We start from the raw sequence: 24010 nt of genomic DNA, 5'->3' as shown, positions 1-24010 counted from the left end.
CCGCTCACGCGGCCCGTTCCTCCAGGCTGGTCTGGTTTCGGCTGCGGCGCGCCTCCAGGGGTGCGGAAAGGCCGCGGCCGGGCGCGCTCATAGCAGCAAAACCCTTGAAGGGCAACGGCTGAGTCGTGACAGCCATGCCGCCATCCCATGGCCGGTGGCACCCGGACACCAGGACGGCGCTCTCAAAAACGCGACCAATAAACGCCATCGCCAACGTTCCCGGCGACGGATAGATTCAGGCAATTCGGGGACGGGCGCAGCAGTACATGAAGATTCGGTCGTTTTCACACGGCGCGTCGCGGACGCGCGCGTATAGCTTCGTCGTGGTCGGTCTCGGTGTCGGTGGCCTTACGCCAATGGCGCAAGCCACGCCTCTGCCGTCGCCGCCGTCGCCGACCACCTACGAGACGCTGGATTTCGGTGACCACGACACGTTCCTCACCGGCATTCGCGGCGACAACATCGTCGGCAACTACATCATACCGGGCACCGCCGAGACGGGCGGCCTCTACTACAACATGACCACGAAGACGTGGCTGCCGATGCCGCAAGCCACGGACAACGGGGCGAACTTCCCCGGCGCCATCGGCTCCTCGCCCTATGGGCCGAATTTCGGCAACCCGGACGGCATCCTGCGCGTCGTCGGCAGCTACCAGACGTCGACCTCGGCGCCCTATGATCTCAGCTATCTCTATGACGGCGCCGCCGCGCCGGGGCAGCAGATCAAGACCCTGGTCTATCCGGGCGCCGACACGCTCTTCACCATCGCGCACAGCACCTTCGGCAACCAGGTGGTCGGCGACTACGACACACGGCTCGCGACCGGCAACGCCTTCATCTACAACATCGACACCGGCACCTTCACGACCAACAACATCCCCGGCGCCGTCAGCACCACGGCCTACGGCATCTATGGCGACAAGATCGCCGGCGGCTACGGCGAGGTGATGGTCGGCGGCGGCATCCATGCCGAGCACGGCTACATCTACGACCAGACCACCGGCACCTACGAGACCTATGACCACCCCGGCGCCGTCGCGACCCATTTCGAGGGCATCACCGGGGCAGGGCGGTCCGGCGAGTACAACCTCGTCGCCAACTGGGTGACGGCGGACGGCGTGGTGCATCCGGCGGTGATGCATGTCGACGCGCTGGGCATCGCGACCTGGTACGAGATCGACATTCCCGGCGCCGTCGTGTCGTCCAATTCCGCCTATGGTGACAACGTCGTCGGCATCTATGTCGACGCCACCGGCATTCACGGCTTCCTCGCCACCATTCCCGGCATCTACAATCCGATCCGCAACACCGGCGCGCTGACCTTCGCCGGCGACAACGCCGCGGCGCTTTCCGGCCGCAAGGGCGACGACATCATCAACAGCGGCACCGTGCAGGTCACCGGCAATGGCGGCATCGGCATGCGCGGCGAGACCTATGGCGTGCTGACCAATAGCGGCACCATCACCGCCACCGGCATCGCCGGCGCGGCCGTGGAGCTGCACGGCCTCTACGGCACCTTCCTCAACTACGGCACCCTGCAGACCACGGTGGAGGCCGACGCCCTGCGCACCGGGCCCGACAGCTACGGCACGGTGATCGTGAACATGGGCGTCATCGACGGCCGGCTGGCGGCGACGGCGGGGCCGGGCAAGCGCTTCGAGAACAGCGGCTGGCTCGGCGTGAGCGGCACCGGGCCGTCGATCACCAGCCTGATCAGCGCCACCTTCGTGCAGACGGCGGCCGGCACCTACGCCCCGCGCATCACCGATACCGGGCCCGACCTGCTGGAGGTAACCGGCACGATGCGGCTCGCCGGCACGCTGCAGACCACCTTCCTGACCACGAGCTTCGCGCCGAGCACCACGCTGATCGCGGCGACGCAGGGCATTACCGGCACCTTCGACGACTTCCTCACGCCCGGGCTGCCCGCGCTCTTCGACGCGAGCCTCGACTACAACCCGACCAATGTGACGCTGAACGTCGCCGCCGACCTCGCCGGCATGGCGGGCAACACGCCGAACCAGCGCGCGGTCGGCGCCGCCATCGACGGCATCATCAACACCACGACGAACGGCCTGCTGACCAGCCTGCCCGGCGCGCTGGCCCCGCTCTACGGCCTGACCGCGGCGGAGCTGCCCGGCGCGCTCGATGCGCTGTCGGGCGCGGCCTATGCCAGCGAGCAGACGGTGCTGATCGGCGACAGCCTCTACAGCCGGCAGGCGGTGCTGGGGCGCCTGCGCCAGGGCGCCTATGCCGGGCAGTCGGGCCCGATGGCGGGCCTCGCCTATGGCGGCCCGGCGCTCGCCTATGCGGCGCCGACCGCCTCCAACGTGCCGTTCCCGACCAAGGCGCCGCCCGCCGCCGAGCCGACCTTCGACGGCACCGTCTGGGCGCAGGCCTTCGGCGGCTGGAGCAATTACGATGGCGGCGCCAACGCGGCCGACGTCGACTCGGATATCGGCGGCATCATCTCCGGCGCCGATGCGAAGCTCGACAACTGGCGGCTCGGCGCGGCGGTCGGCTATTCCTATTCCAGCACCGATGTCGACGATCTCGCGAGTTCGTCCGAAGTGAACAGCCTGCTGCTGGCGCTCTATGCCGGCACCAGCGCCGGGCCTTGGAACCTGCGCCTCGGCGCCACCTACGCCTTCAACTGGATCGATGCCTCGCGCTCCATCGCCTATCGCGGCTATGCCGAGCAGGCGAACGCCGACTATGACGGCGGCACCGCGCAGGTCTTCGCCGAGGTCGGCTACGGCTTCGCGCTCCGGCAGGTCGCGTTCGAGCCCTTCGCCGGCCTCGCCTATGTCCATGTCGATACGGACGGCTTCACCGAGACCGGCGCCTCCGCCGGCCTCGCCGGCGCGTCCAGCTCGATGGGCGTCGGCTATTCCACGCTCGGCCTGCGGGTGGCGACCGCGATGGAGCTCTCTAGCGGCATGGCGCTGGAGCCGCACGCCTCGGTCGCCTGGCAATATGCCTTCGGCGACATCACCCCGGAGGCGCGGATGTCCTTCCTCAGCGTCCCCGGCGCGAACTTCACGGTGGCCGGCGTGCCGCTCGCCGAGAACACCGCCCTCGTCGAGGTCGGCGCCGACCTGCGCATCAGCGAGCAGGCGCGGATCGGGCTGTCCTATGTCGGCCAGCTCGCCGACGAGGTGACGGTGAACGCCGTGCAGGCGAATCTGAGGTGGCGCTTCTGAGGGATAAGCTTCAGAACTTGCCGAGCACCCCGGCCTTGACCACGCCGCTCGGGTCGGAGTCCGGGCTCACCTGACGCTGCACCGAGATGAAGCGCTCATAGGAGCCGGCGGGCGCGCGCAGCTCGACGCCGGTGGTGAGCTGCTGGCTGTTGTTGACCTCGACGCTGGCGCCGAACTTCTCGTCGCCCATGCCGAGCGGGGCCAGCGGCACGGAATAGGTGCTGCCGACCGCCATGCTGTCATAGAGCGAGGGCGTGGTGCCGCTCGCCGAGGCGCCGACCGTGCCGGTGCCGTAGACGGTGAGGTTGTCCTGCCCGACGCCGACGCGGCCCTTGAGCTCGCCCGATCCGCTGCCGGGATCGCGCTCCAGCGCGCTGGAGACGGGGGCGGTGGTGCTGGCGCTGGAGGTGACCGACAGGCTGGTATAGCCCTGCTTCACTTCGAGCTCGGTCGGCAGCTTGCCTTGCTTCACCTTCGGCGCCGGGCCGGGGAGGAGCCAGGCCGGCGGCGCGTCCTTCTTCGCCTCCGGCTCGGGCTCCGGGGCCGCGCCGCCGAGGCCGAGGTCGAGCGAGGTCCACAGCGACGGCTCGGAGCCGTCGTCGGCGCCGACGTCGGTCGAGGCAGCCGGCGGCTCCGCCGGGGCACCGGCGGCCGGCGGCTGGGCCTCGTCATAGGCCGCGCTCTCGTCGGGCGGCGTCACCAGTACCTTGATGCCGTGCCACGGATCGGAATCGGCCGACTGGGCGGCGGCGGGCTCGGTCGCGACGAGGCCGGCGAGAAGGGCGGCGCCGGCGAGGACAGGGGCGAGCCGCAGGGGCGTGCGCGTGGCAAAGGTGCGCATGGCAAGGGTGCGCGTCGACTTCATGCGCATCGTGGCGGCGTCCCGTTCGGTTGAGCGAGCCCAAAGGTTGGGGCCGAACTGTGGAACGATCATGGCGCAGCGCACAATAAGAGCGGCTGCCGGCCATTTAGGTATCGAGGTGCCGGGGCTCTGCTAGGCCTCCACAGGACACCCTCATCCTGAGGTGCGAGCGCAGCGAGCCTCGAAGGATGGTCGCTTGAGCGCGCCCGGACGAGCATCCTTCGAGGCCCGGCTTACGCCGGGCATCTCAGGATGAGGTTCTCCAAAGGGGGATGCCGCTCAATCGAACAGGCTGGAGACGCTTTCCTCATGCGCGGTGCGGCCGATGGCCTCCGCCAGCAGGCTGGCGATGGAGATGACGCGGATGTTGCGCGCCACCCGCACCGCCTCGGTGGGCTGGATGGAATCGGTGATCACCAATTCCTTCAGGTTGGAGGCGGTGACGCGGGCCACCGCGCCGCCGGAGAGCACGCCATGGGTGATGTATGCGTGCACCTCGGTGGCGCCGCGCGCCAGCAGCGCGTCGGCGGCGTTCACCAGCGTGCCGCCGGAATCGATGATGTCGTCGACGAGGATGCAGCGCCGGCCCTCGACGTCGCCGATGACGTTCATCACCTCGCTCTCGCCCGGCCGCTCGCGGCGCTTGTCGACGATGGCGAGCTGGGCGTCGATGCGCTTGGCGAGCGCGCGGGCGCGCACCACGCCGCCGACGTCGGGCGACACCACGGTGATGTTGGAGAGGTCGAAGCGGGCCTTGACGTCCTGCACCATCACCGGGGCGGAGAACAGGTTGTCCGTCGGGATGTCGAAGAAGCCCTGGATCTGCCCGGCATGCAGGTCGACCGTGAGCACGCGGTCGGCGCCGGCATGGGTGATGAGGTTGGCGACCAGCTTGGCGGAGATCGGCGTGCGGCCGGAGGAGCGGCGGTCCTGCCTGGCATAGCCGAAATAGGGGATGACGGCGGTGATGCGGCGGGCGGAGGAGCGGCGCAGCGCATCGGTGATGATGAGCAGCTCCATCAGGTGGTCGTTGGTCGGGAAGGAGGTCGACTGCAGCACGAAGACGTCGGTGCCGCGCACATTCTCCTGGATCTCGACGAAGATCTCCATGTCGGCGAAGCGGCGGACTACCGCGCGGGTCAGCGGGGTGGCGAGATACGCCCCGATCGCCTCCGCCAGCGGCCGATTGGCATTGCCGGCGACGAGTTTGATCGAACCGTTATTGTGAGACATTCCGGCGCGCTCCCAGCCGTAATCCTTGCCGCCGGCCGTCTTACAGCCGTCGCGCAGACCTGATAGGCGGGCCGGCCCTGCCTGTAAAGCGGCGAGGGCCGCGGTGCGGCCGCTTGTCCCTAGGACTCCGGGCAGCGTGGCGCGCCGGCCTCACGGATGGGCGGCGAAGGTGAGGGCGTTCGCCGGCTTGCCGGGCGCGGGGGCTTCCGCAACGGCATCGCCCGGCTCCGCGGTGCCGGCATCGGCGACCGCCGGGCCGTCATCCTCGCGCACCGGCGGGGCATCGGCCGGATCGGGCTGGCGCGCCGCGGCCGGAGCGGCGGAAGGCGTGCCGCCGGCGAGGCGGGTGGTGATCTCGTCGAGGCTCTGGGCGGCGATGCGCTGCACCGTCTCATCGTCCAGCTTGTTCCAGACGTCCTTGCCGGGCCCGACTTTCTCGACGCCGGCGACGCGCAGCACGCGGGTCTCGTCCGCGTCGAACACGTCCCAGGCCCAGTCGACCTCGCCCTTGCCGTTCTCGACGCTGGCGGCGAGATAGCCGCGCACGCGGTAGGCGGCCTTGGACTGGCGCGAGACCACGGGAACCCGGCGGGCGCTGGCTTCGGAAGTGAGGCTGGCGACCAGCTTGTCGAACACCGGCTGGGGCGGACCGTCGATCGATTCGAAGGCGATGGCCTTGCCCGAGGAGGACGAGATCGAGGTCGCCGCGACCGGCCGGTTGGCGTCGGTCTGGCACGCCCCGAGGGCAAGAGCGGCGAAGAGCACCGCGGTCGTCGGCAGGCACCGGCGAAGCTGCCGGCGGAGTCGATCGATCATGAACCCATCCCCGGGGAGCCCGGACGGGCTCCCATCGTCCAGTCCGGAGACGGATTCACCGATCAGCACGCTGATCGGATCCGGCTCCGTGTCGGTCGCGCCGCGTGTCTCCGCGAGGGAGCCGCGAGCGTCGCCGACGGTCGGGAAATGGTTAAAACTAATTAACGATCAGGTCCAGAGGCGCCTCGGTTAAGCACTCGTTACCGTTAACGCCGATTAAGAAAGTGCGCCCGAGGCACATGGCGGTCTCGGTCTCGCTGTCCATGAGAATCATGTGTGCGAACAGCACCATGCCGGGTTCCAGCACCCACGGATTGGCCTCGTAGAACATCGGCGGGTCCATCCAGGAGGGGGTGAATTTCGCCCCGAGCGAATAGCCGCAGGCGGCGAGCCGATGGGCGCTGAGGCCGTGCCCGTCCATCACATGGGCATGGGCGGCGAAGACGTCGCCGGCGGTCTTGCCGGGAATCATGGCGTGGGCGCAGGCCTCCAGCGCCTGCTTCGCCGCGGCGAAGAGCTCGAGATGCCGGTCGCGCGGCGGGCCGACGATGACCGTCTCCATCATCGCCGCATGGTAGCGGCGATAGGCGCCGGCCCATTCCAGCGTGATCTGGTCCTCGCCGTCGAGCTTGCGGCGGCCGGACTTGTAGCGGCAGAGCAGGGCGTCGGCGCCGGAGCCGATGATGAACTCGTTGGCCGGATAGTCGCCGCCGCCCTGGAAGATCGCGCCCTGCATGGCGGCGAGCACCTCGCCCTCGTCGACATCCGGGCCGACGGTGGCGATGGCGGCCTCGCGGGCGGAGAGCGCCAGCTTGCCGGCCTGCCGCACATAGATAATCTCGGCCGGCGATTTGACCGCGCGCAGCCGGTCGACGAGGCGGGAGGCGTCCTCCAGCGTGGCGAAGCCCTCGAAGGCGGCGTCGAGCTTCTTGCCCGCCGCGGCGGTGAGGCCGTAGCTCTCATACTCGACGCCGATGCGGGCGCCTGAGCCGCCGAGACCGGCCACCATGTCGCGCAGCTGCTGCTGCGGGGTGGCGTCGGCCCGGTCGGTCCAGATGCGGATGTCCTCGATCAGCGAGGTGTGCTGCGCTTGCCTGAGATCCGCCGAGCGGGTGAGCAGCGCGAGCCGCCCGTCGGCGCCGAGCCAGAGCGACTGGAAGAAGCAGAAGCCGAACGTGTCGTAGCCGGTCAGCCAGTACATGGATTCCTGCTGGAACATCAGCAGGCCGTCGAGCTTGCGCTCGGCCATCTCGACGAGCAGGCGGCCCTTGCGGCGCTCGAATTCCGGCTGGGTGAAGTGCAGCGTCATGCGGCCTCGCTTTCAGCGATTGTCTCAAGCATTCCGGCTCTCCTCCCCATGACCGTCATCCTGAGGTACCCGGCCATCGGCCGGGCCTCGAAGGATGCTCGTCCGGGTGCACCTGGGTGACCATCCTTCGAGGCTCCCCCGGGTCAAGCCCGGGGTCGCACCTCAGGATGACGGTGCGCTGTGGATTGGACCTTCAGGACGACGCGCTATCACTCCGCCCCTCAGACAAGCGTGATGGCGGCGATCAGCCGGCCGTAATCGGGTTCCTGGCGATGGGTCGAGCGCCGGTAGCTGTAGAAGCGCGCCTCGTCGGCATAGGTGTCGAGGCCGAGATCGTCGACGGTGCCGACGCCGAGCTCCTTCAGCCGCGCGGCGATGTAGCCGGGCAGGTCGAACATGGCGTGGCCGGGACGCCCGGAGGCGATGAGGAAACGCTTGTTGGCGGGGTCGAGGGCGGAGAGATTCTCGACGAATTCCGGCCCGACCTCATAGCTCGGCTGGCGGATCAGCGGACCGATGGCGGCGATGACGCGGGCACGGCTGGCGCCCAGATCCTCCATGCGATCGAGCGTGGCGTCGAGCACGCCGCCGACCGCGCCCTTCCAGCCGGCATGGGCGGCGGCGACGACCCGCGCCTCGGGATCGGCGAACAGCACCGGACCGCAATCGGCGATGGAGACGGCGGCGGCGATGCCGGGCGTGGCGGTCGCTACCGCGTCGGCGCGGGGCCGCTCGTCCCAGGGCCGCTCGACGACGACGCAGTCGGGCGAATGGATCTGCCAGGCGGTGAGCAGATGGCCCTCCGGCACGCCGAGCGCCGCTTCCATGCGGGCGCGGTTCTGCGCGACCAGCGCCTGGTCGTCGCGCGAGCCGGTGCCGCCGTTCAGCCCGGCATAGATGCCCTGCGACACGCCGCCCTCGCGGGTGAAGAAGGCGTGGCGGATGCCGGGCAGGGCCTTGAGGGCGGGGGATTCGACCTTCATGCGGGCGTGTTCCTGAATTCTTCGTCGGGGGCGAATCCGGCGACCGGGCCGAGCGCAGGATGCACCAGAGCGAGCGCCTTGAAGAGGGCCCCCATCTCCTTCTCGCCGGTGCCGGCGAGGCGGGCGCGGGCGGCATCGATGGAAGCGCGGGCGGCGGGATCGGCGTCGCGCTTCAGCCGCTCGGCGCGGGCGTCGAGACCGAGGCGTTCGAGCAGCACGCCCTGTCCGATGGGACCGAAGGCGCGGGCTCCGGCGGCCGTCGCGGCGCGGGCGAGGGCGGCGAAGTCGACATGGGCGGTGAGATCGGCTTCGCCGGGATGAGCGAGCACGTCGTCATAGGCGTGCCGGTGCAGCGCCTGCAGCGTATCGCCGAAACCTCCCGCATGGCCGTAATCGATGAAGAGCGCCGCGCCGCCCGTTGCAGCGAGCCGGGCGCCGAGCTTCTCGGCCACTACGAGGCCGGCGGGGCAGATTTCGAGGATCGCACCGGGCGGCGCGTCACGCAGTCGGGCCTCGGCAGAAGCGTCGAGCCGGGCGCCGGGGCGCAGGCCGAAGGCGAGGGCGCCGTCCTCCTCCAGCCCGACCATGCGCTCGGCGAGGCCTTCCGGCGTCCGGACGAACTGGCGGACCGGCAGGGCGTCGATAAACTCGTTGGCGAGCAGGATGAGCGGGCCGGCGGGCAAGTCGTCGACGGACGAAGCCCAATCGACCTCCTGTCCCGCGAGCGTCTCCGCCTGCTTCTCGCGCAGCCGCGGCGAGGCCTCGACCAGCACCACCCGCGCGGCTTCGCGCAAGCCCGGCACGATGCGCGTCGCCCGCAGCATGTCGGCCATCATGGTGCCGCGGCCGGGGCCGAGCTCGGCCAGCACGAAGCGGGAGGGGGAGCCGAGCCGCATCCATGTGTCGGCCGCCCAGAGGCCGAGCAGCTCGCCGAACATCTGGCTGATCTCCGGCGCGGTGACGAAATCGCCCTGCGCGCCAAAGGGCTCATGCGTGGTGTAGTAGCCGAGCGTCGGGTGGAACAGGCATTGCTGCATGTAGTCGGCGACCGTGATCGGCCCGGTCTGGCCGATCTGCCGCGCGATGATCTCACCCAGCGGCGTCATGCGGCGTCGGCGCTCAGCGCCGGGCGGCGGCGGGCGCGCAGCATCAGCCACGCGCCGAGCGCCAGCATGGGGAGCGACAGCAGCATGCCCATGGTCAGCCAGCCGCCATAGAGATAGCCGAGCTGCGCGTCCGGCTCGCGGAAGAACTCGACGAAGATGCGGGCGCAGCCATAGAGGAAGACGAACAGCCCGGCGACCGTGCCCGGCCGCTTGAGCGCGCCGGCGCGGATGGCGATCTGCAGCACGATGAAGATGGTCAGCCCCTCCAGCCCCGCCTCGTAGAGCTGGCTCGGATGGCGCGGCTCCGGCCCGCCATGGGGGAAGACGAAGGCCCAGGCGACGTCGGTCGGACGGCCCCACAATTCGCCATTGATGAAGTTCGCCAGCCGCCCGAGGAACAGCCCGACCGGCACCACGCTGGCGGCGATGTCGAGCATGGAGACGAAGGCGAGCCCGTGCCGCCGGCAGAACAGGTACATGGCGAGGATGGAGCCGAGGAAGCCGCCATGGAAGGCCATGCCGCCATGCCAGAGAGTCAGCGCCTCCCACGGATGCTCGGCGTAATAGGGTAGGTTGTAGAACAGCACGTAGCCGATGCGCCCGCCGAGGATGACGCCGAGCGCGATCCAGACGATGGCGTCGTCGAACTCCTCCGGCTTGATCGGCGAGCGCCCGCCCCACAGCGCCGGCGTGGCGCAGAGCTTCTTGGCCATCCACCAGCCGAACAGCAGCCCGGCGATATAGGCGAGGGCGTACCAGCGTATGGCGAAAGGGCCGAGCTCGATCAGCACCGGGTCGATGCTGGGGAAGGGCAGGACGAAGAGCGGCGGAGCGAACATGGCGGGCAATCTCCGGCGGCGGGCTCGGCGGCGCGGCGCCGATTCGGCCGCATCCCGCTTTGCCTCGCCTGAATGACAGGATCAAGGCGCAGCCGGGGACAAGCCGCCGCCGCCCTTGCTAAGGCGGGTGCGGCGCCCCATTCTCCCGCTAAAGGCGAGGCATTGTACCTGCCTCAAGTCGGGAGCCGACCATGACCCAGACCACCAGCCGCATCTTCGACGATTTCGCCCGGCTGATGAACGACGCCGCCGGCGTCGCCACCGGCGTGCGCCGCGAGGCCGAGACGGTGATGCGTGCGCAGGCCGAGCGCATCCTGCGCGAGCTCGACGTCGTCACCCGCGAGGAATTCGAGACGGTGAAGGAGCTCGCCGCCGCCGCTCGCGAGGAGAATGAGAGGCTGGCCGCCCGCATCGCCGCGCTGGAGGCGAAGGAGCAGAAACTGGAAGCGACGATCGACCCGCCGGATTCGCTCGGCTGAACCCCTGTGGACGCAGCGCCTGCGCGCTTGCGGCAACCCTGCGAATCCCGACACCTTTCCGCCATGCGCCGCAATTAAAGCGGGCCATGGCCCAACGGTCGTAGCGAGGTACGGATTCAGCGCGATATAGTCGGAGAGAAGGCGATTCGTTCGATTCTCGAATGCTTTGCCGGATAAACGGCTGCGTTGATTGCGTTCGACCCCCTCCGCGCCCACCCTCGCGAGGTCGAGCATGACCTATACCGATTTCGAAACCGACACCCGCCTCAACCCGCTGGACCTTGTCGAGCGCATGGCTGCGCTCAACGAATGGTCGTTCGAGCGTTCGGCCGAGGACGAGATCACCATCTCGCTGGAAGGGCGGTGGACGGACTGCCACATCTCGTTCCAGTGGATGGACGAGGTGGAGGCGCTGCACGTCGCCTGCGCCTTCGACCTCAAGGTGCCGGAGAAGCGCAAGACCGAGGTGCTGCGCCTGCTCTCGCTGATCAACGAGCAGATGTGGATCGGCCATTTCGACCTCTGGTCGAAGGAAGGCGTGATCATGTTCCGCCACGCGCTGCTGCTCGCCGGCGCCGAGGCGACGGATCGCCAGTGCGAAGTGCTGATGGAATGCGCCATCGAGGCGGTGGAGCGCTATTTCCCCGCCTTCCAGTTCGTCGTCTGGGCCGGCAAGTCCGCCCGCGAGGCGATGGACGCCACGCTGTTCGAGACCGTCGGCGAGGCGTGAGGCCGGGCGGCCGCCGACGCCTCGACTAATACTGCCGTCATCCCCGGGCTTGACCCGGGGATCCATGTCTTCCTTTCCGCGGCACAAGTCGTGGACGGCCGGGCCAAGCCCGGCCTGAGGGGGCATTACCGTGACCCTCATCGCCCCCATACGCCCTCATCCTTCGAGGCCCGGCCAAAGGCCGGGCCTCGAAGGATGCTCGTCCGGGCGCGCTTGAGCGACGATCCTTCGAGGCCGCCTGCGGCGGCACCTCAGGATGAGGGCGTATTGGGGGAGGCGCAGGACCATGATCGCGTGCCGCTCTTTTCCTGCAAGCGATCCCAGATCGGCCTGACGGCCGTCCGGGATGACGGCGTGGAGAAGTATAACGTCATCCCCGGGCTTGACCCGGGGATCCACTCTCCCTTCCTACGGCACAAGTCCGTGGATGGCCGGGTCAAGCCCGGCCATGACGGCGTTCTCTTGGAAGTCGTCCTCCCCATTGCCAAAGCCGCGGCGCCCCGGCACAAGGCCGTCAGGACGGTCCGCATAGAGCGCGGCCTGCGTTTGGCATGGGGGACGATGATGGCCACTCTCTCCGACATTCCCGGCCGGGTGCTGCTCGTCGGCGCCGGCAAGATGGGCGGCGCCATGCTGGAAGGCTGGATCGGCCTCGGCCTCGATCCGGCGCGCGCGGCGGTGATCGATCCCGGCCCGCCGCCGGAGGTCGCCGCCCTCATCGAGGCGCGCGGTGTCGCGCTGAACCCGCTCAACGGCTCGCCGCCTTCGGTGATGCTGCTGGCGGTGAAGCCGCAGGTCGCCCCCGACGTGCTGCCGCGCGTCGCCGCGCTCGCCAACCCGGATACGCTGGTGGTCTCGGTGATGGCGGGGCGGACGATTCGATTCCTCGAAGCCGCCTTCCCGCCCGGCATCTCGGTGGTGCGCGCCATCCCCAACACCCCGGCGGCCATCGGGCGGGGGGTGACGGTGGCGGTGCCGAACGCGGCGGTGACGCCGGAGCAGATGAGCATCGCCGACGCGCTTCTGCGCGCCACCGGCGGGGTGGAATGGGTCGACGACGAGGCGCTGATCGACGTCGCCACCGCCGTCTCCGGCTCCGGCCCGGCCTATGTGTTCCTGCTCGCCGAGGCGCTGGCGCAGGCCGGCGCGGCGGCGGGGCTGCCGGCCGACATGGCCGACCGGCTGGCGCGCGCGACCGTCGCCGGCGCGGGCGAACTGATGCGGCAGACCGGCATCGACCCGGCGCAGCTTCGCAAGAACGTCACCTCGCCCAAGGGCACGACGGCGGCGGCGCTGGAGGTGCTGATGGACGAGACGAAGGGCTTCGGCCCGCTGCTCACCGAGGCGGTGGCGGCGGCGACGCGGCGCTCGCGCGAGCTCGCCGGCTGAAAACGGCCTCCGCTTGCGCCGCATCAAGGCGGCGCGGGCGGACTGCCCTTCTCCTTGCCGCTCCTGCGCCTTAAGTACTAGTGCAGGCGACGTTCAGGACAGGAGGTCACCATGGCACGCTCTCCCGGAACGAAAGCGACGTCCGCGGGCAAGACCGGTACCGCGAAGCCCCGCGCCAGCAGGACAGGCGCCGGCAAGGCTGGCACAACGTCCGGTGCGAGCACGGCCGGCACCGGCGATATTGGGTCCGTCGGGACCGACCCGCGCGCAAAAATCGTCGAGAGCTTCCTCCAGTTGCTGGCGGTGAAGCCGTTCGAGCGCATCAGCCTCGGCGAGGTGGCGGCGCAGGCCAACATCCCGCTGGCCGAGCTGCGCAATTCCTTCGGCTCGACCTTCGACATGATCTCCGCCTTCCTGCGCGAGACCGACCGCAAGGTCTTGGCGACCACCGGCGACGACATGGACGACCAGCCGGCGCGCGACCGCCTGTTCGACGTGCTGATGCGCCGGCTCGACGTGCTCACCCCGCACCGGGCGGCGATCCGCTCGCTGGCGGAATCGGCGCGGCGCAACCCGTTCTTCGCGCTGGCGCTGAACCGGCTCTCGGCGCGCTCGCAGCAATGGATGCTGGCGGCGGCGAAGATCGAGACCGCCGGGCTGAAGGGCGCCGTGCGCGCGCAGGGGCTGGCGCTCCTGTTCGCCCGCGTCGGCCAGACCTTCCTGCACGACGACGATCCGAGCCTCGCCAAGACCATGGCCGCGCTCGACCGCGAGCTCGACCGGGGCGAGCGCATGCTGGGCCTGCTCGAAGGCGCCGTGCATCTCGCCACCTGCGGGCGGCGCGGGCGCCGGGCTACGAAGGATGCACCGCCGGAAGCCCCGGCGGCGGCGTGAGGGATGTTGCCCAGGAAGTGAATCGTGAGGAGTGATCCGTGAGTCTTGCGCCGCTGGAAGCGATCTCGATCGCCGATTTCCTCAAGGTGGACATCAGGGTCGGCACCATCATGCAGGCCGAGCCCTTCCCCGAGGCCCGCAAGCCGGCGCTGAAGCTGGTGATCGATTTCGGGCCGCACATAGGCTGCAGGAAGTCGACCGCGCAGATCACCGTGCACTACGCGCCGGAAGACCTGATCGGCCGGCAGGTGGCGGCGGTGGTCAACTTCCCGCCGCGCCAGATCGGGCCGGCGATCTCCGAGGTGCTGACGCTGGGCTTCCCGGATGAGGACGGCGCGGTGGTGCTGTTCCAGCCCGACCACGCGGTGCCGAACGGCGCGCGGCTGTTCTGAGGGCCTGACGCGCAATTTGATCTTCCCTCATCCCCGGGCTTGACCCGGGGATCCAGTCTTTCCGCCTGCACCCGGTCGAAAGTCTGGGTGGCCGGGTCAAGCCCAGCCATGAGGGCGAGAGGGTGGTTTGCACCGTCCGGGATGACGCTATCAGACCGGAATCCGCACCGTCGCCCTCAAGCCCCCGAGCGGGCTGTCGCCGAGGATGACGTCGCCGCCGTGCGAGCGGGCGGCGTCGCGGGCGATGGTGAGCCCGAGGCCGGAGCCGCCGGCGTCCTGGTTGCGCGCCTCGTCGAGCCGCACGAAGGGGCGGAACACGTCGTCGCGCCGCTCGGGCGGGATTCCCGGCCCGTCATCGTCCACCGTCACGGTGAGCCAGCGCTCGTCGCGCGACCCGGCGACCTCGACCCGCGTGCCGTGGCGGCGGGCATTGTTGACGAGGTTGGTGACGCAACGGCGGAAGGCGTCGAGGCGGATCATCACCATCGGGTCGCCGGTGAAGCCGGCGGCGACCTTCGCGCCGTGGCGCTCGGCATTGTAGCGCACCTCGTCGAGCAGTTGGCCAACATCGGCCATGACCGGCGTCTCGCCGGTGTCGTCGCGGGCGAAGGCGAGATAGGCCTCCAGCATGCTCTGCAGCTCGTCGACGTCCTTGCGCAGCGCCTCGGTGTCGGGCGTGTCGCCGATGAGCGCCAGCTCCAGCTTGAAGCGGGTGAGGATGGTGCGCATGTCGTGGGACACGCCCGCCAGCATGGTGGTGCGCTGCTCGATCTGCCGTTCGATGCGCCGCTTCATTTCCAGGAAGGCGAGCGCCGCGCCGCGCACCTCGCGCGCGCCGCGCGGGCGGAAGCCGACCACGTCGCGGCCCTTGCCGAAGGCGACGGCGGCGTCGGCCAGCGCCTCGATCGGCTTGATCTGGTTGCGCAGGAACAGGATGGCGACGAAGAGCAGCACCAGCGAGGTGCCGACCATCCAGACGAGGAAGATGTGCGAGTTGGAGAGGTAGGCCTGGCTGCGGCGGGCGAAGACGCGCATCACCCCGCCTTCCAGCTGCACCCGCACCTCGATGAGGTTGGAGTTGCCGACCGTGTCCGTCCAGAACGGCCGGCGCAGCCGCTTGCCGAGCTCGGTGGTGAAGGCGGAATCGAGAATGGAGAAGAACGGCTTCGGCCCCGGCGGCGGCAGGCGCTCGTCGGGCAGGAAGTCGATCGTCAGCCCCATCGCGATCTGGGCGATGCGCTTGATGCGCTCGCGTTCCTCCGGCGTCGGGAAGGTGGCGGCGAGGTCGGCGAGCGCGGTGACGTCCTGCGACACGGCGGCGGAAAGGCGGCGCGTCACCGTGTTGTAGTGCCGCTCCATGAACACGAAGGCGAGCACCGACTGCAGGATCACCATCGGGGTGATGATGATGATGAGCGAGCGGGCGAACAGCCCCTTCGGCATCACCCGGTTGAACCAGGCGCCGAAGCGGGCATTGTTCTCGCGCATCCGCCTCTGGGTGAGCCGCAGCCGCTCCCGCGCGGCCCCGACCATATGCGTCTCGAGCACGCTCAAGGGGCGACGACCAGCCGGTAGCCGAGGCCCCGCACGGTCTGGACATAGGCCGGGTTGGCGGGATCGCGCTCGATCTTGCGGCGCAGGCGGTTGACCTGCACGTCCACCGCCCGGTCGCCGGCGGCGACGCCGGGGGCGACGAGCGCCTGGCGCGGCACGGTCTCGCCCGGTTTCTCGCCGAGCACGCGCAGCATGTCGCGCTCGCGGTCGGTGAGGCGGACCAGTTCGCCGTCGCGGGTCAGCTCGCCGCGGGCCAGATGGAACATGAACGGCCCGAAGCGCACGGTCTCGATCGCCTGCGCCGGCGGGGGCACGGCGCGCTTGATGATGTTGCCGATGCGCAGCAGCAATTCGCGCGGCTCGAACGGCTTGGCGAGATAGTCGTCGGCGCCGATCTCCAGCCCCTCGATGCGGTCGCCGGTCTCCGAACGGGCGGTGAGCATCATGATCGGCACGCCCGAGCCCTCGCGCACGGCGCGGGCGAGCTCGAAGCCGCTCTCGCCGGGCATCATCACGTCGAGGATGAGCAGGTCGAAGGTCAGCCCCGCCAGCCGGGCGCGGGCGTCGGCGGCGGATTCCGCCGTGGTGACGCGGTAGCCGTGCTCCGTCAGGAACCGGGACAGCAGGTCGCGGATACGCCGGTCGTCATCGACGATCAGCAGGTGGAAGGCGTCGTCGGCAGGCATGGGCCGGGCGATCCTCGCATCCTCGGACAGCTTCGTGTCGAGCTTGGCGTCGAGCATGTATGCGCCTTTCGTCAGCCGGCGGAGCGCATGCGCGCCATGCTGCGCGCCTCGCTCGCCTGGTCGGCGCGGGCGATCAGCTTCTCGATCGCGCCGCGATCTTCCGGGTCGATCATGGCGACAAGAAAGCGGCGGACCAGCTCGCGCGTATCCGGCCCGCTTTCCTCCAGCGCCCGGCGGAGGCGGCGGGACTGGATGGCGACGAATTCCTGCGCCAGCGCCTCGCCCTTGGGGGTGAGGTAGAGCAGCCGCTGGCGGCGGTCGGAGGCGCCGGCGCGGCTGTCGATGAAGCCCTGCTCGACCAACTCGCGCAGCACGCGCCCGAGGCTCTGCTTGGTGATGCGCAGTATGTCCAAGAGGTCCGTCACGCGCATACCAGGGTGGCGGCTGACGAAATGCAGCACGCGATGATGGGCGCGGCCGAAGCTGATGCCCTGCAGGATCTCGTCCGGGTCGCTGACGAAGTTCCTGTAGGCAAAGAACAAAAGCTCGATGAGGTCGAGCATCGGCTCGCCTTCCGCGGCGCCGGCCGGGCGCGGGGAGGGGGCGGATTCGCTCTTGCCGGAGCGCGGCGTCATCGAGACATTTATGTCAGCCATGTTGACTTTTTTCGTTATGATCGTTACCCAGATGTCCCGTTCGGCGAAAGGATCGTTCGGCCTCGGCCCTCGATGCTCTCGAAAACGGAACGATTGCACGCCCGCCGGTCGGGCGGCGAACGATAACGGGACTTCGGCTGCGAGGCAAAAATATTGCTTGCTCGCGGATAAGCCGAAGCCGCCATGCTGAAGGAAAAGAGGGGCCGCGACGTCTCCATGGGCGTCGGGGCCCGTATGGGAGACAACCATGGCAAGCGAACCTTTCGACAAACGCAGCGGCTGGATCTGGTACGACGGCGCCTTCGTGCCGTGGCAGGATGCCCAGGTCCATGTGCTGACCCACGGGCTGCATTACGGCAGCTGCGTATTCGAGGGCGAGCGCGCCTATGGCGGCGAGATTTTCAAGCTCGAGGCGCACACCACGCGCCTGAAGGAAAGCGCGCGCCTGCTCGATTTCGAGATTCCCTACAGCGAGGCCGAGATCAACGCCGCCTGCCGTGAACTGCTGGTGCGCCAGAAGTTCGCCGACGCCTATATCCGCCCCGTCGCCTGGCGCGGCTCGGACATGATGGGCGTCTCGGCGCAGCACAACCAGATCCACCTCGCCATCGCGGCGTGGGAATGGCCGAGCTATTTCGATCCGGCGCAGCGCCTGAAGGGCATCCGCATCGGCGAGGCGAAGTATCGCCGTCCGGACCCGCAGACCGCGCCCTCGACCTCGAAGGCGGCGGGCCTCTACATGATCTGCACCATCTCCAAGCATGCCGCCGAGCGCGAGGGCTATGCCGACGCGCTGATGCTGGACTGGCGCGGGCGCGTGGCCGAATGCACCGGCGCGAACATCTTCTTCGCGAAGGACGGCGTCATCCACACGCCGATCGCCGACGCGTTCCTCAACGGCATCACCCGCCAGACGGTGATCGAGCTGGCCAAGCGCCGCGGCTACGAGGTGATCGAGCGGGCGATCATGCCGGAGGAGCTGCCGAGCTTCGACGAGTGCTTCATCACCGGTACCGCTGCCGAGGTGACGCCGGTCTCGGAGATCGCCGGCCGCCACTACCAGCCCGGCCCCGTCACGCGCACGCTGATGGAGGACTACATGGCCGAGGTGCAGCCGAAGAAGGCGGCGGCCTAAGCTTCTCCGTCCTGAACACGAAAGCGAAATGCCGGCCTTCGGGCCGGCATTTTCATTTGCGGCGCCTTATCCCCACCGCTCCGCCGCCTCGTCGTCGGCATCCTTGGCGGCGACCCAGTTGCTGGCGTCCTCGCGTTCCTCCAGCTTCCAGAACGGGGCGCGGGTCTTCAGCCAGTCCATCAGGAACTCGGCGGCTTCGAAGGCGGCGCCCCGGTGCGAGGACGTGGTGACCACCAGCACGATGTTGTCGCCCGGCACCATCCGGCCGTAGCGGTGGATCACCGTGGCGCCGAGCAGCGGCCAGCGCGTGCCGGCTTCCTCGATCAGGCGGCGGATCTCCTCCTCCGCCATGCCGGGATAATGCTCCAGCGTCAGCGCGATCAGCGGCGCGCCGCCGGGGGCGTCCTGCGCGCGGCAGAGGCCGGTGAAGGTCACCACGGCGCCGACATCGGCGCGGCCGCGGGTGAGCGCGGCGGCCTCGGCGGCGGCATCGAAATCCTCGGACTGGATGCGGACGGTGAACATCTCACCCTCCCTGGATCAGCCGCCCGTCATGGGCGGGAAGAACGCGACCTCGCGTGCGCCGGCGAGCGGCGTATCCGGCTTGGCGTGCCGGCGGTCGAGCGCGGCGCGCACCACCCGCGGATTCTCGAAGGCCCGCGCATATCCCTCGCCACGATCCTTCAGGAAGGCGGCGAGGTCGGCCACCGTGGTCACGCCCTCCGGCACCGCGATCTCTTCGGTCTCGCGCCCGACGCGCTCGCGCACCCAGGCGAAATAGAGCACCTTCACTACTCGTCCTCGATCAGGTGGCGGGCGCCGGCACGGAAATAATCCCAGCCGGTATAGAGCGTCAGCAGCGCCGCGATCCAGAGCAGGATCAGTCCGAACAGGGTGATGCCGGGCACCAGCTTGTCCGCCGCCGGACCTGCCAGCAGCACCGCGACCGCGACCAGCTGCGCCGTGGTCTTCCACTTGGCGAGGCGCGTGACCGGCACGGAGACGCGCAGCTCGGCAAGGAATTCGCGCAGGCCCGAGACCAGGATCTCGCGGCACAGGATGACGATGGCGGCCCAGAGCGACCAGCCGCGAATGGTGCCGTCGGAGGCCAGCATCAGGAGCGAGGTCGAGACCAGCAGCTTGTCGGCGATGGGATCGAGCATGCGGCCGATGGCCGATTGCTGCGACCAGACGCGGGCGAGATAGCCGTCGAAGAAATCGGTGATGGCGGCGACGATGTAGAGCGCCAGCGCCACCCAGCGCAGCCACAGCCCGCCTTCCAATATGTCGGACCAGAACAGGCAGGCTGCCACCAGCGGCACGGCCACGCAGCGGCCATAGGTGAGCAGGTTCGGCAGCGCGAGTGCGTGACCCCGTTTCACCTCGGTCGGCATCCTCTGCTGGGTTGTGACATCGACCATGGCTCGCCGGCTCCCATCACAGGCAGGTAAACACGCAGGCAGGGAACGTCAATCGCCTCGCGCCGACCTTGGCCGGCACGTCACTCCACCGTCATCCCATCGCCATGGTGGAACGCGGCTGTGGCTTCCGCGTGACGCGATGGATGTGATTCGCTTTCACGCCGGCTTGGTGTGGAAGAAGTCGTAGACCGCCCGCGCGGTGGCGGCGTTCACGCCCGGCACGCCTTCGAGGTCGGCGAGCGAGGCACGCTCGATGGCTTTCAGCGTGCCGAAATGGTGCAGCAGCGCGCGTTTGCGGGTCGGGCCGATGCCGGGAATCTCCTGCAGGCCGGACTGGGCGATGTCCTTTTTGCGGCGGGCTCGGTGCGAGCCGATGGCGAAGCGGTGCGCCTCGTCGCGCAGGCGCTGGACGAAATAGAGCACCGGGTCGCGCGGCTCCAGCCGGAAGGGCTCGCGGCCTTGCTGGTAGAAGGTCTCGCGGCCGGCGTCGCGGTCCGGCCCCTTGGCGACGCCGACGAGCGGAACGTCGCTGACGCCGAGTTCGGCGAGGGTCTCCTGCGCCGCCTTGAGCTGGCCGGGACCGCCGTCGATCAGCACGAGGTCGGGCCAGGCGGAAGAGGCCGCATCGCTGGTGGCATCTTCGGTGACATCCTGGACGTCACCGGTGGCATCGTCGGCCATGTCGTTGCCATCGGTGGCGACGGTGACGACCGGCTTCGGGGACTCCCGCAGCAGCCGCGAGAAGCGGCGCATCAGGACCTCGCGCATCATGCCGTAATCGTCGCCCGGCGTGAGGTCGGCGGAGCGGATGTTGAACTTGCGGTACTGGCTCTTGGCGAAGCCCTCCGGCCCGGCGACGATCATCCCGCCCACGGCATTCGTGCCCATGATATGGCTGTTGTCGTAGACCTCGATGCGCTTCGGCGTCTGTTCGAGGCCGAAGGCGCGGCCGAGCTCGTCGAGCAGGCGGGCCTGGCTGGCGCTCTCGGCGAGCTTGCGGCCGAGCGCCTCGCGCGCATTCTGCAAGGCGTGCTCGACCAGCTCGCGCTTCTCGCCGCGCTTCGGCGTGGCGATCTCGACGCGGTGGCCGGCGCGGGTGGAGAGCGCCTCTTCCAAGAGTTCGCGCTCGGCGACGTCGTGGCTTAGCAGGATGAGCCGCGGGCAGGGCTTGTCTTCGTAGAACTGGGCGAGGAAGGATTCCAGCACCTCGCCCGGCTCCAGGGCGCGGTCGGCGCGCGGATAGAGCGCGTGGTTGCCCCAGTTCTGGCCGGTGCGGAAGAAGAACACCTGCACGCAGGTCGCCCCGCCTTCCTGATGGATGGCGAAGACGTCCGCCTCCTCGACCGAGCGCGGATTGATGCCCTGCGTGCCCTGCACGGCGGAGAGCGCGGCGAGCCGGTCGCGCAGCGCGGCGGCGCGCTCGAATTCCAGCGCCTCGGACGCCTCCTGCATCTCGTGCGCCATCTGCTCCTTCACCGCCCGGCTCTTGCCGGACAGGAAGTCGCGCGCCTCGCGCACATATTCGGCGTAGTCGGTGTGGCTCACCTCGCCGGTGCAGGGGCCGGCGCAGCGCTTGATCTGGAACAGCAGGCAGGGCCGCGTGCGGGCCTCGTAGAAGCTATCCGAGCAGGAGCGCACCAGGAACGCCTTCTGCAGCGCGTTGATGGTGCGGTTCACCGCCCATACGGAGGCGAAGGGCCCGTAATAGTCGCCCGGCCGGTTGCGCGCGCCGCGATGCTTGGTGATCTGCGGCGAGACGTGGTCGCGGGTGATGAGGATGTAGGGGAAGGACTTGTCGTCGCGCAGCAGCACGTTGAAGCGCGGGCGGAGCTGCTTGATGAGGTTGGCTTCGAGCAGCAGCGCCTCGGTCTCGGTGCCGGTCGAGACGAACTCCATCTCGGCGGTCGCCGCTACCATGCGCATGATGCGCGCGGTCAGCCCGGCGGGGCGCGTATAGGCGACGATGCGGCGCTTGATGCTCTTGGCCTTGCCGACATAGAGCACGCCGCCGTCCGGGCCGATCATGCGGTAGACGCCCGGCCCGTTGGGCGCGTGCTTGATGGCGCGGGCGATGGCGGCGCGGCCGGTCGCGACCGAGCCCGGCGCGGGCGCGGCTTCCTCGGGTTCTTCGGGCAGCAGGGCGACGTCTTCCTCGATCTCGGCGATGTCGGCATCGTCGGCGTCGAGATCGGGGGCGTCGCGGTTCGGTCGGGCGATCATGCCCCCTAGATACGGATTCGCGGGCCGCGCGAACAGGGGCGGCCTTACGAGCCCCGTGCCGGCATGCTAGAACCGGCGGCATTCGGATGCGGGTTAGCGGGGGCTCGTTTCGGAGGGCCGTCGTGCTCGCTTCATGGAAGGCCGAAGGCGCGATTCGCGCGCCGCGGCTGTTTGCCCTCGCCAGCATCCCGGCCGACTGGAGGGCCGCGGCGAACCCGGCCAGCGAGCTGAACCTGCTGCCGCTGCTGGTGAAGCGTGGCGAGACGGCGCTCGATGTCGGCGCCAATCGCGGCCTGTTCACCTATTGGCTGCTGCGGCTCGGCGTGCGTGTCACCGCCTTCGAGCCGAATCCGGACATGGTGCGCGTGCTCTCCTACCGCTTCGGCCGGGCGCTGAAGGAAGGGCGGCTGACGCTCTGCGGCTATGCCCTCGGCGATGCCGAGGACGAGGCGGTGCTGCACATTCCCCACGACCACGCGCCCCTCGCCACGCTGGACGGGGCGCTCACCGGGCTCGACGAGGCGGTGCGCGACGTCCGGGTGCACCGCCGCCGGCTGGACGACTGCGTCGACGGGCCGGTCGACTTCATCAAGATCGACGTCGAGGGCCACGAGGCCAAGGTGCTGGACGGCGCGGGCCGGCTGCTGGCCGCCCACCGGCCGACCCTGCTGGTCGAGGCCGAGGAACGCCACCGCCCCGGCGCGCTCGCCTCGCTGCGCGAGCGGCTGGAGCCGCTCGGCTATGAGGGGTTCTTCGCGCTCGCCGACGGGATGCATCCGGTCGTGACCTTCGATCCCGCGATCCACCAGCGGCTCGACGCGCTGAACGCGGAGGGCACGGCGGCGCGGGCGCCCTTCGGCTACGTCAACAATTTCGTCTTCACCGCGCGGGCGCAGCAGCGCGCGGACCTCGCCGGCTGGACGCCCGGCAGCGTGAGCCTGCGCACCGCCGCCTGAGCACGTGGCTGAAACGCCTCCAGCGTGCCGGTCGCACCATAAGCTCCGTCATCCCCGGGCTTGGCCCGGGGATGACGGCCTGATGCGTCATTATCGGGTCAGGCTCCGAGCTGACGTAAGGAAGCGCCGCGCAGGATGGCGGGCTGTCATGCGCGGGCGCAAGATGCGCGCTGCGGTGAAACGGTTTACTGGAAGTGCATCATGTCCAGTCTCGCCGACGCCGCTCCCCGTCCCGCGCCACCCTTGACCGGCTACGCCTTCGGCGCCGCCGGGGCGGTCCTGTTCGCCTCCAAGGGCATCATCATCAAGCTCGCCTATGCCGAGGGGATCGACCCCGAGACGCTGCTGGCGCTGCGCATGGCGTTCTCGCTGCCGTTCTATCTGGTGATCGGCGGCATCGCGATCGCGCAGATGCGGGCGAAGGGCGAGGCGCTGCCGGGCTTGAGGATCGTGCTCCAGTCGCTGTTCGTCGGCGCGCTGGGCTACTGGTTCTCCAGCTATGCCGACTTCCTCGGCCTTGCCCATATCTCCGCCTCGTTCGAGCGGCTGATCCTCTATACCTATCCGCTGTTCGTGGTGCTGTTCGGCGCGCTGCTGTTCGGCCAGCCGATCCGCATGAAGGCGCTGTGGGCCTTCGCCGCCGCCTATTCCGGCCTGGCGCTGATCTTCGCGCAGAACTTCTCCGCCAACGCCACCAACACGGTGCACGGCTCGCTCTGGGTGGGTGCCGCCGCCATCACCTTCGCGCTCTACCAACTGATGGCGAGCCGGCTTCTGAAGAGCATCGGCTCGGCGCTGTTCACCTGCATCGCCATGATATCGGCCTCGGTGGTCTCCATCGGCCAGTTCGTGGTCGTGCGCCCGCTCGACGCGCTGGCGATCTCGCCGCACGGGCTGATGCTGGCGGTGATGATCGCGATCGGCGCCACCGTGCTGCCGAGCTTCCTGATGAACGCGGCGCTGAAGCGCATCTCGGCGCAGGCCAATTCGATGATCTCCACCGTCAGCCCGGTGGTGACCATGGTGCTGGCGGTGCTGATCCTCGGCGAGAGCGTGAGCGGCATCGAGCTGGCCGGCGCCGCCATGGTGCTGGTGAGCATCGGCTGGTTCACGCTGAGCGACAGCCGGCGGCGGGCGATCCGCTGAT

At 69.4% G+C, this 24010-nt stretch carries 23 protein-coding genes; 9 read left to right on the top strand and 14 right to left on the bottom strand.

Going from position 1 to position 24010, the window contains the following annotated elements:
- Window positions 1–356: 356 nt before the first annotated feature.
- Window positions 357–3203 (top strand): autotransporter family protein, encoded by a 2847-nt coding sequence (locus SNOV_RS12330; RefSeq protein ID WP_013167270.1) that lies wholly within the window; start codon window positions 357–359, stop codon window positions 3201–3203.
- Window positions 3204–3213: 10 nt separating this feature from the next.
- On the opposite strand, the gene SNOV_RS12325 is transcribed toward SNOV_RS12330, so the two are convergent.
- The 7 genes from SNOV_RS12325 to lgt all read right to left on the bottom strand — a co-directional run bounded on the left by SNOV_RS12325 (window position 3214) and on the right by lgt (window position 10351).
- The gene (locus tag SNOV_RS12325) at window positions 3214–4074 is read right to left on the bottom strand and encodes a hypothetical protein (protein ID WP_013167269.1); all 861 of its coding nucleotides are present in this window, start codon (window positions 4072–4074) and stop codon (window positions 3214–3216) included.
- A 270-nt stretch (window positions 4075–4344) separates the two neighbouring features.
- Window positions 4345–5298, bottom strand: a complete 954-nt coding sequence (locus tag SNOV_RS12320) for a ribose-phosphate pyrophosphokinase (protein ID WP_013167268.1) — start codon at window positions 5296–5298, stop codon at window positions 4345–4347.
- A gap of 150 nt (window positions 5299–5448) precedes the next feature.
- Complete coding sequence (locus tag SNOV_RS12315) at window positions 5449–6114, bottom strand: hypothetical protein (RefSeq protein WP_041782232.1); 666 nt, start codon at window positions 6112–6114, stop codon at window positions 5449–5451.
- A gap of 157 nt (window positions 6115–6271) precedes the next feature.
- Window positions 6272–7423 carry a M24 family metallopeptidase gene (locus tag SNOV_RS12310; protein ID WP_013167266.1) on the bottom strand — a complete coding sequence of 384 codons (1152 nt, stop codon included), beginning with the start codon at window positions 7421–7423 and terminating at the stop codon, window positions 6272–6274.
- Window positions 7424–7644: 221 nt separating this feature from the next.
- On the bottom strand, window positions 7645–8406 hold the full coding sequence (gene pgeF, locus SNOV_RS12305) for a peptidoglycan editing factor PgeF (RefSeq protein WP_013167265.1): 762 nt from the start codon (window positions 8404–8406) through the stop codon (window positions 7645–7647).
- Window positions 8403–9512: a class I SAM-dependent methyltransferase gene (locus tag SNOV_RS12300; RefSeq protein WP_013167264.1), complete on the bottom strand. Its 1110-nt coding sequence runs from the start codon at window positions 9510–9512 to the stop codon at window positions 8403–8405. The genes pgeF and SNOV_RS12300 overlap by 4 nt, the downstream gene beginning before the upstream one ends.
- Window positions 9509–10351 (bottom strand): prolipoprotein diacylglyceryl transferase, encoded by an 843-nt coding sequence (gene lgt, locus SNOV_RS12295; RefSeq protein ID WP_013167263.1) that lies wholly within the window; start codon window positions 10349–10351, stop codon window positions 9509–9511. Before lgt ends, SNOV_RS12300 begins: the two co-directional genes overlap by 4 nt.
- A 191-nt stretch (window positions 10352–10542) precedes the next feature.
- On the opposite strand from lgt, the gene SNOV_RS12290 reads away from it, so the two are divergent.
- From SNOV_RS12290 to SNOV_RS12270, 5 genes are all read left to right on the top strand, one after another.
- The gene (locus tag SNOV_RS12290) at window positions 10543–10830 is read left to right on the top strand and encodes an accessory factor UbiK family protein (RefSeq protein ID WP_013167262.1); all 288 of its coding nucleotides are present in this window, start codon (window positions 10543–10545) and stop codon (window positions 10828–10830) included.
- Between the two features lie 232 nt (window positions 10831–11062).
- Window positions 11063–11560, top strand: a complete 498-nt coding sequence (locus SNOV_RS12285; RefSeq protein WP_013167261.1) for a type III secretion system chaperone family protein — start codon at window positions 11063–11065, stop codon at window positions 11558–11560.
- A 564-nt stretch (window positions 11561–12124) separates the two neighbouring features.
- Window positions 12125–12949: a pyrroline-5-carboxylate reductase gene (proC, locus tag SNOV_RS12280; protein ID WP_041782230.1), complete on the top strand. Its 825-nt coding sequence runs from the start codon at window positions 12125–12127 to the stop codon at window positions 12947–12949.
- A 111-nt stretch (window positions 12950–13060) separates the two neighbouring features.
- Window positions 13061–13843, top strand: coding sequence for a TetR/AcrR family transcriptional regulator (locus SNOV_RS12275; protein ID WP_013167259.1), 783 nt, complete (start codon window positions 13061–13063; stop codon window positions 13841–13843).
- A 38-nt stretch (window positions 13844–13881) separates the two neighbouring features.
- Window positions 13882–14235, top strand: a complete 354-nt coding sequence (locus SNOV_RS12270; protein ID WP_013167258.1) for a tRNA-binding protein — start codon at window positions 13882–13884, stop codon at window positions 14233–14235.
- Between the two features lie 150 nt (window positions 14236–14385).
- Here SNOV_RS12270 and SNOV_RS12265 read toward each other — a convergent pair whose 3' ends face one another.
- Genes SNOV_RS12265 through SNOV_RS12255 form a run of 3 tightly spaced genes read right to left on the bottom strand, consistent with a single transcriptional unit; the run spans window position 14386 to window position 17131 of the window.
- Window positions 14386–15768: an ATP-binding protein gene (locus SNOV_RS12265; RefSeq protein ID WP_013167257.1), complete on the bottom strand. Its 1383-nt coding sequence runs from the start codon at window positions 15766–15768 to the stop codon at window positions 14386–14388.
- Between the two features lie 17 nt (window positions 15769–15785).
- On the bottom strand, window positions 15786–16532 hold the full coding sequence (locus SNOV_RS12260; RefSeq protein ID WP_013167256.1) for a response regulator: 747 nt from the start codon (window positions 16530–16532) through the stop codon (window positions 15786–15788).
- A 14-nt stretch (window positions 16533–16546) separates the two neighbouring features.
- Entirely contained in the window at window positions 16547–17131 is a 585-nt protein-coding gene (locus SNOV_RS12255) for a MarR family winged helix-turn-helix transcriptional regulator (RefSeq protein WP_013167255.1), read from the bottom strand.
- Window positions 17132–17378: 247 nt separating this feature from the next.
- Between SNOV_RS12255 and SNOV_RS12250 the strand changes: the two genes are divergently transcribed.
- Window positions 17379–18266, top strand: a complete 888-nt coding sequence (locus tag SNOV_RS12250) for a branched-chain amino acid aminotransferase (protein WP_013167254.1) — start codon at window positions 17379–17381, stop codon at window positions 18264–18266.
- 66 nt (window positions 18267–18332) lie between these two features.
- On the opposite strand, the gene SNOV_RS12245 is transcribed toward SNOV_RS12250, so the two are convergent.
- The 4 genes from SNOV_RS12245 to uvrC form a co-directional block, all read right to left on the bottom strand.
- The gene (locus SNOV_RS12245; RefSeq protein ID WP_013167253.1) at window positions 18333–18791 is read right to left on the bottom strand and encodes a molybdenum cofactor biosynthesis protein MoaE; all 459 of its coding nucleotides are present in this window, start codon (window positions 18789–18791) and stop codon (window positions 18333–18335) included.
- Between the two features lie 15 nt (window positions 18792–18806).
- Complete coding sequence (moaD, locus tag SNOV_RS12240) at window positions 18807–19058, bottom strand: molybdopterin converting factor subunit 1 (RefSeq protein WP_013167252.1); 252 nt, start codon at window positions 19056–19058, stop codon at window positions 18807–18809.
- A complete protein-coding gene (pgsA, locus tag SNOV_RS12235) occupies window positions 19058–19687 on the bottom strand; it encodes a CDP-diacylglycerol--glycerol-3-phosphate 3-phosphatidyltransferase (RefSeq protein ID WP_013167251.1) in 630 nt (209 codons plus the stop codon). Before pgsA ends, moaD begins: the two co-directional genes overlap by 1 nt.
- Window positions 19688–19843: 156 nt before the next feature.
- Window positions 19844–21907, bottom strand: a complete 2064-nt coding sequence (gene uvrC / locus SNOV_RS12230; protein WP_013167250.1) for an excinuclease ABC subunit UvrC — start codon at window positions 21905–21907, stop codon at window positions 19844–19846.
- Window positions 21908–22029: 122 nt separating this feature from the next.
- Between uvrC and SNOV_RS12225 the strand changes: the two genes are divergently transcribed.
- Both SNOV_RS12225 and SNOV_RS12220 read left to right on the top strand, forming a co-directional pair.
- Window positions 22030–22863 carry an FkbM family methyltransferase gene (locus SNOV_RS12225; RefSeq protein ID WP_013167249.1) on the top strand — a complete coding sequence of 278 codons (834 nt, stop codon included), beginning with the start codon at window positions 22030–22032 and terminating at the stop codon, window positions 22861–22863.
- A 201-nt stretch (window positions 22864–23064) separates the two neighbouring features.
- Complete coding sequence (locus SNOV_RS12220; protein WP_013167248.1) at window positions 23065–24009, top strand: DMT family transporter; 945 nt, start codon at window positions 23065–23067, stop codon at window positions 24007–24009.
- The last annotated feature ends 1 nt before the right edge of the window (window position 24010 follow it).

This window comes from Ancylobacter novellus DSM 506 (genome assembly GCF_000092925.1).
Lineage (GTDB): Bacteria > Pseudomonadota > Alphaproteobacteria > Rhizobiales > Xanthobacteraceae > Ancylobacter > Ancylobacter novellus.
Note: the sequence above shows the minus strand (reverse complement) of the source record. Positions and strands in the feature narration are given on the sequence as shown.

Coding starts and splice junctions, on each gene's coding strand:
- SNOV_RS12330 (WP_013167270.1), top strand. CDS start 357: ATGGCGCAAGCCACGCCTCTGCCGTCGCCGCCGTCGCCGACCACCTAC.
- SNOV_RS12255 (WP_013167255.1), bottom strand. CDS start 17,131: ATGGCTGACATAAATGTCTCGATGACGCCGCGCTCCGGCAAGAGCGAA.
- SNOV_RS12250 (WP_013167254.1), top strand. CDS start 17,379: ATGGCAAGCGAACCTTTCGACAAACGCAGCGGCTGGATCTGGTACGAC.
- SNOV_RS12220 (WP_013167248.1), top strand. CDS start 23,065: ATGTCCAGTCTCGCCGACGCCGCTCCCCGTCCCGCGCCACCCTTGACC.
- SNOV_RS12300 (WP_013167264.1), bottom strand. CDS start 9,512: ATGACGCCGCTGGGTGAGATCATCGCGCGGCAGATCGGCCAGACCGGG.
- SNOV_RS12260 (WP_013167256.1), bottom strand. CDS start 16,532: ATGCTCGACGCCAAGCTCGACACGAAGCTGTCCGAGGATGCGAGGATC.
- pgsA (WP_013167251.1), bottom strand. CDS start 19,687: ATGGTCGATGTCACAACCCAGCAGAGGATGCCGACCGAGGTGAAACGG.
- SNOV_RS12325 (WP_013167269.1), bottom strand. CDS start 4,074: ATGCGCATGAAGTCGACGCGCACCCTTGCCATGCGCACCTTTGCCACG.
- SNOV_RS12285 (WP_013167261.1), top strand. CDS start 11,063: ATGACCTATACCGATTTCGAAACCGACACCCGCCTCAACCCGCTGGAC.
- lgt (WP_013167263.1), bottom strand. CDS start 10,351: ATGTTCGCTCCGCCGCTCTTCGTCCTGCCCTTCCCCAGCATCGACCCG.
- SNOV_RS12320 (WP_013167268.1), bottom strand. CDS start 5,298: ATGTCTCACAATAACGGTTCGATCAAACTCGTCGCCGGCAATGCCAAT.
- SNOV_RS12265 (WP_013167257.1), bottom strand. CDS start 15,768: ATGGTCGGGGCCGCGCGGGAGCGGCTGCGGCTCACCCAGAGGCGGATG.
- pgeF (WP_013167265.1), bottom strand. CDS start 8,406: ATGAAGGTCGAATCCCCCGCCCTCAAGGCCCTGCCCGGCATCCGCCAC.
- SNOV_RS12310 (WP_013167266.1), bottom strand. CDS start 7,423: ATGACGCTGCACTTCACCCAGCCGGAATTCGAGCGCCGCAAGGGCCGC.
- SNOV_RS12245 (WP_013167253.1), bottom strand. CDS start 18,791: ATGTTCACCGTCCGCATCCAGTCCGAGGATTTCGATGCCGCCGCCGAG.
- uvrC (WP_013167250.1), bottom strand. CDS start 21,907: ATGATCGCCCGACCGAACCGCGACGCCCCCGATCTCGACGCCGACGAT.
- proC (WP_041782230.1), top strand. CDS start 12,125: ATGGCCACTCTCTCCGACATTCCCGGCCGGGTGCTGCTCGTCGGCGCC.
- SNOV_RS12290 (WP_013167262.1), top strand. CDS start 10,543: ATGACCCAGACCACCAGCCGCATCTTCGACGATTTCGCCCGGCTGATG.
- SNOV_RS12275 (WP_013167259.1), top strand. CDS start 13,061: ATGGCACGCTCTCCCGGAACGAAAGCGACGTCCGCGGGCAAGACCGGT.
- SNOV_RS12315 (WP_041782232.1), bottom strand. CDS start 6,114: ATGATCGATCGACTCCGCCGGCAGCTTCGCCGGTGCCTGCCGACGACC.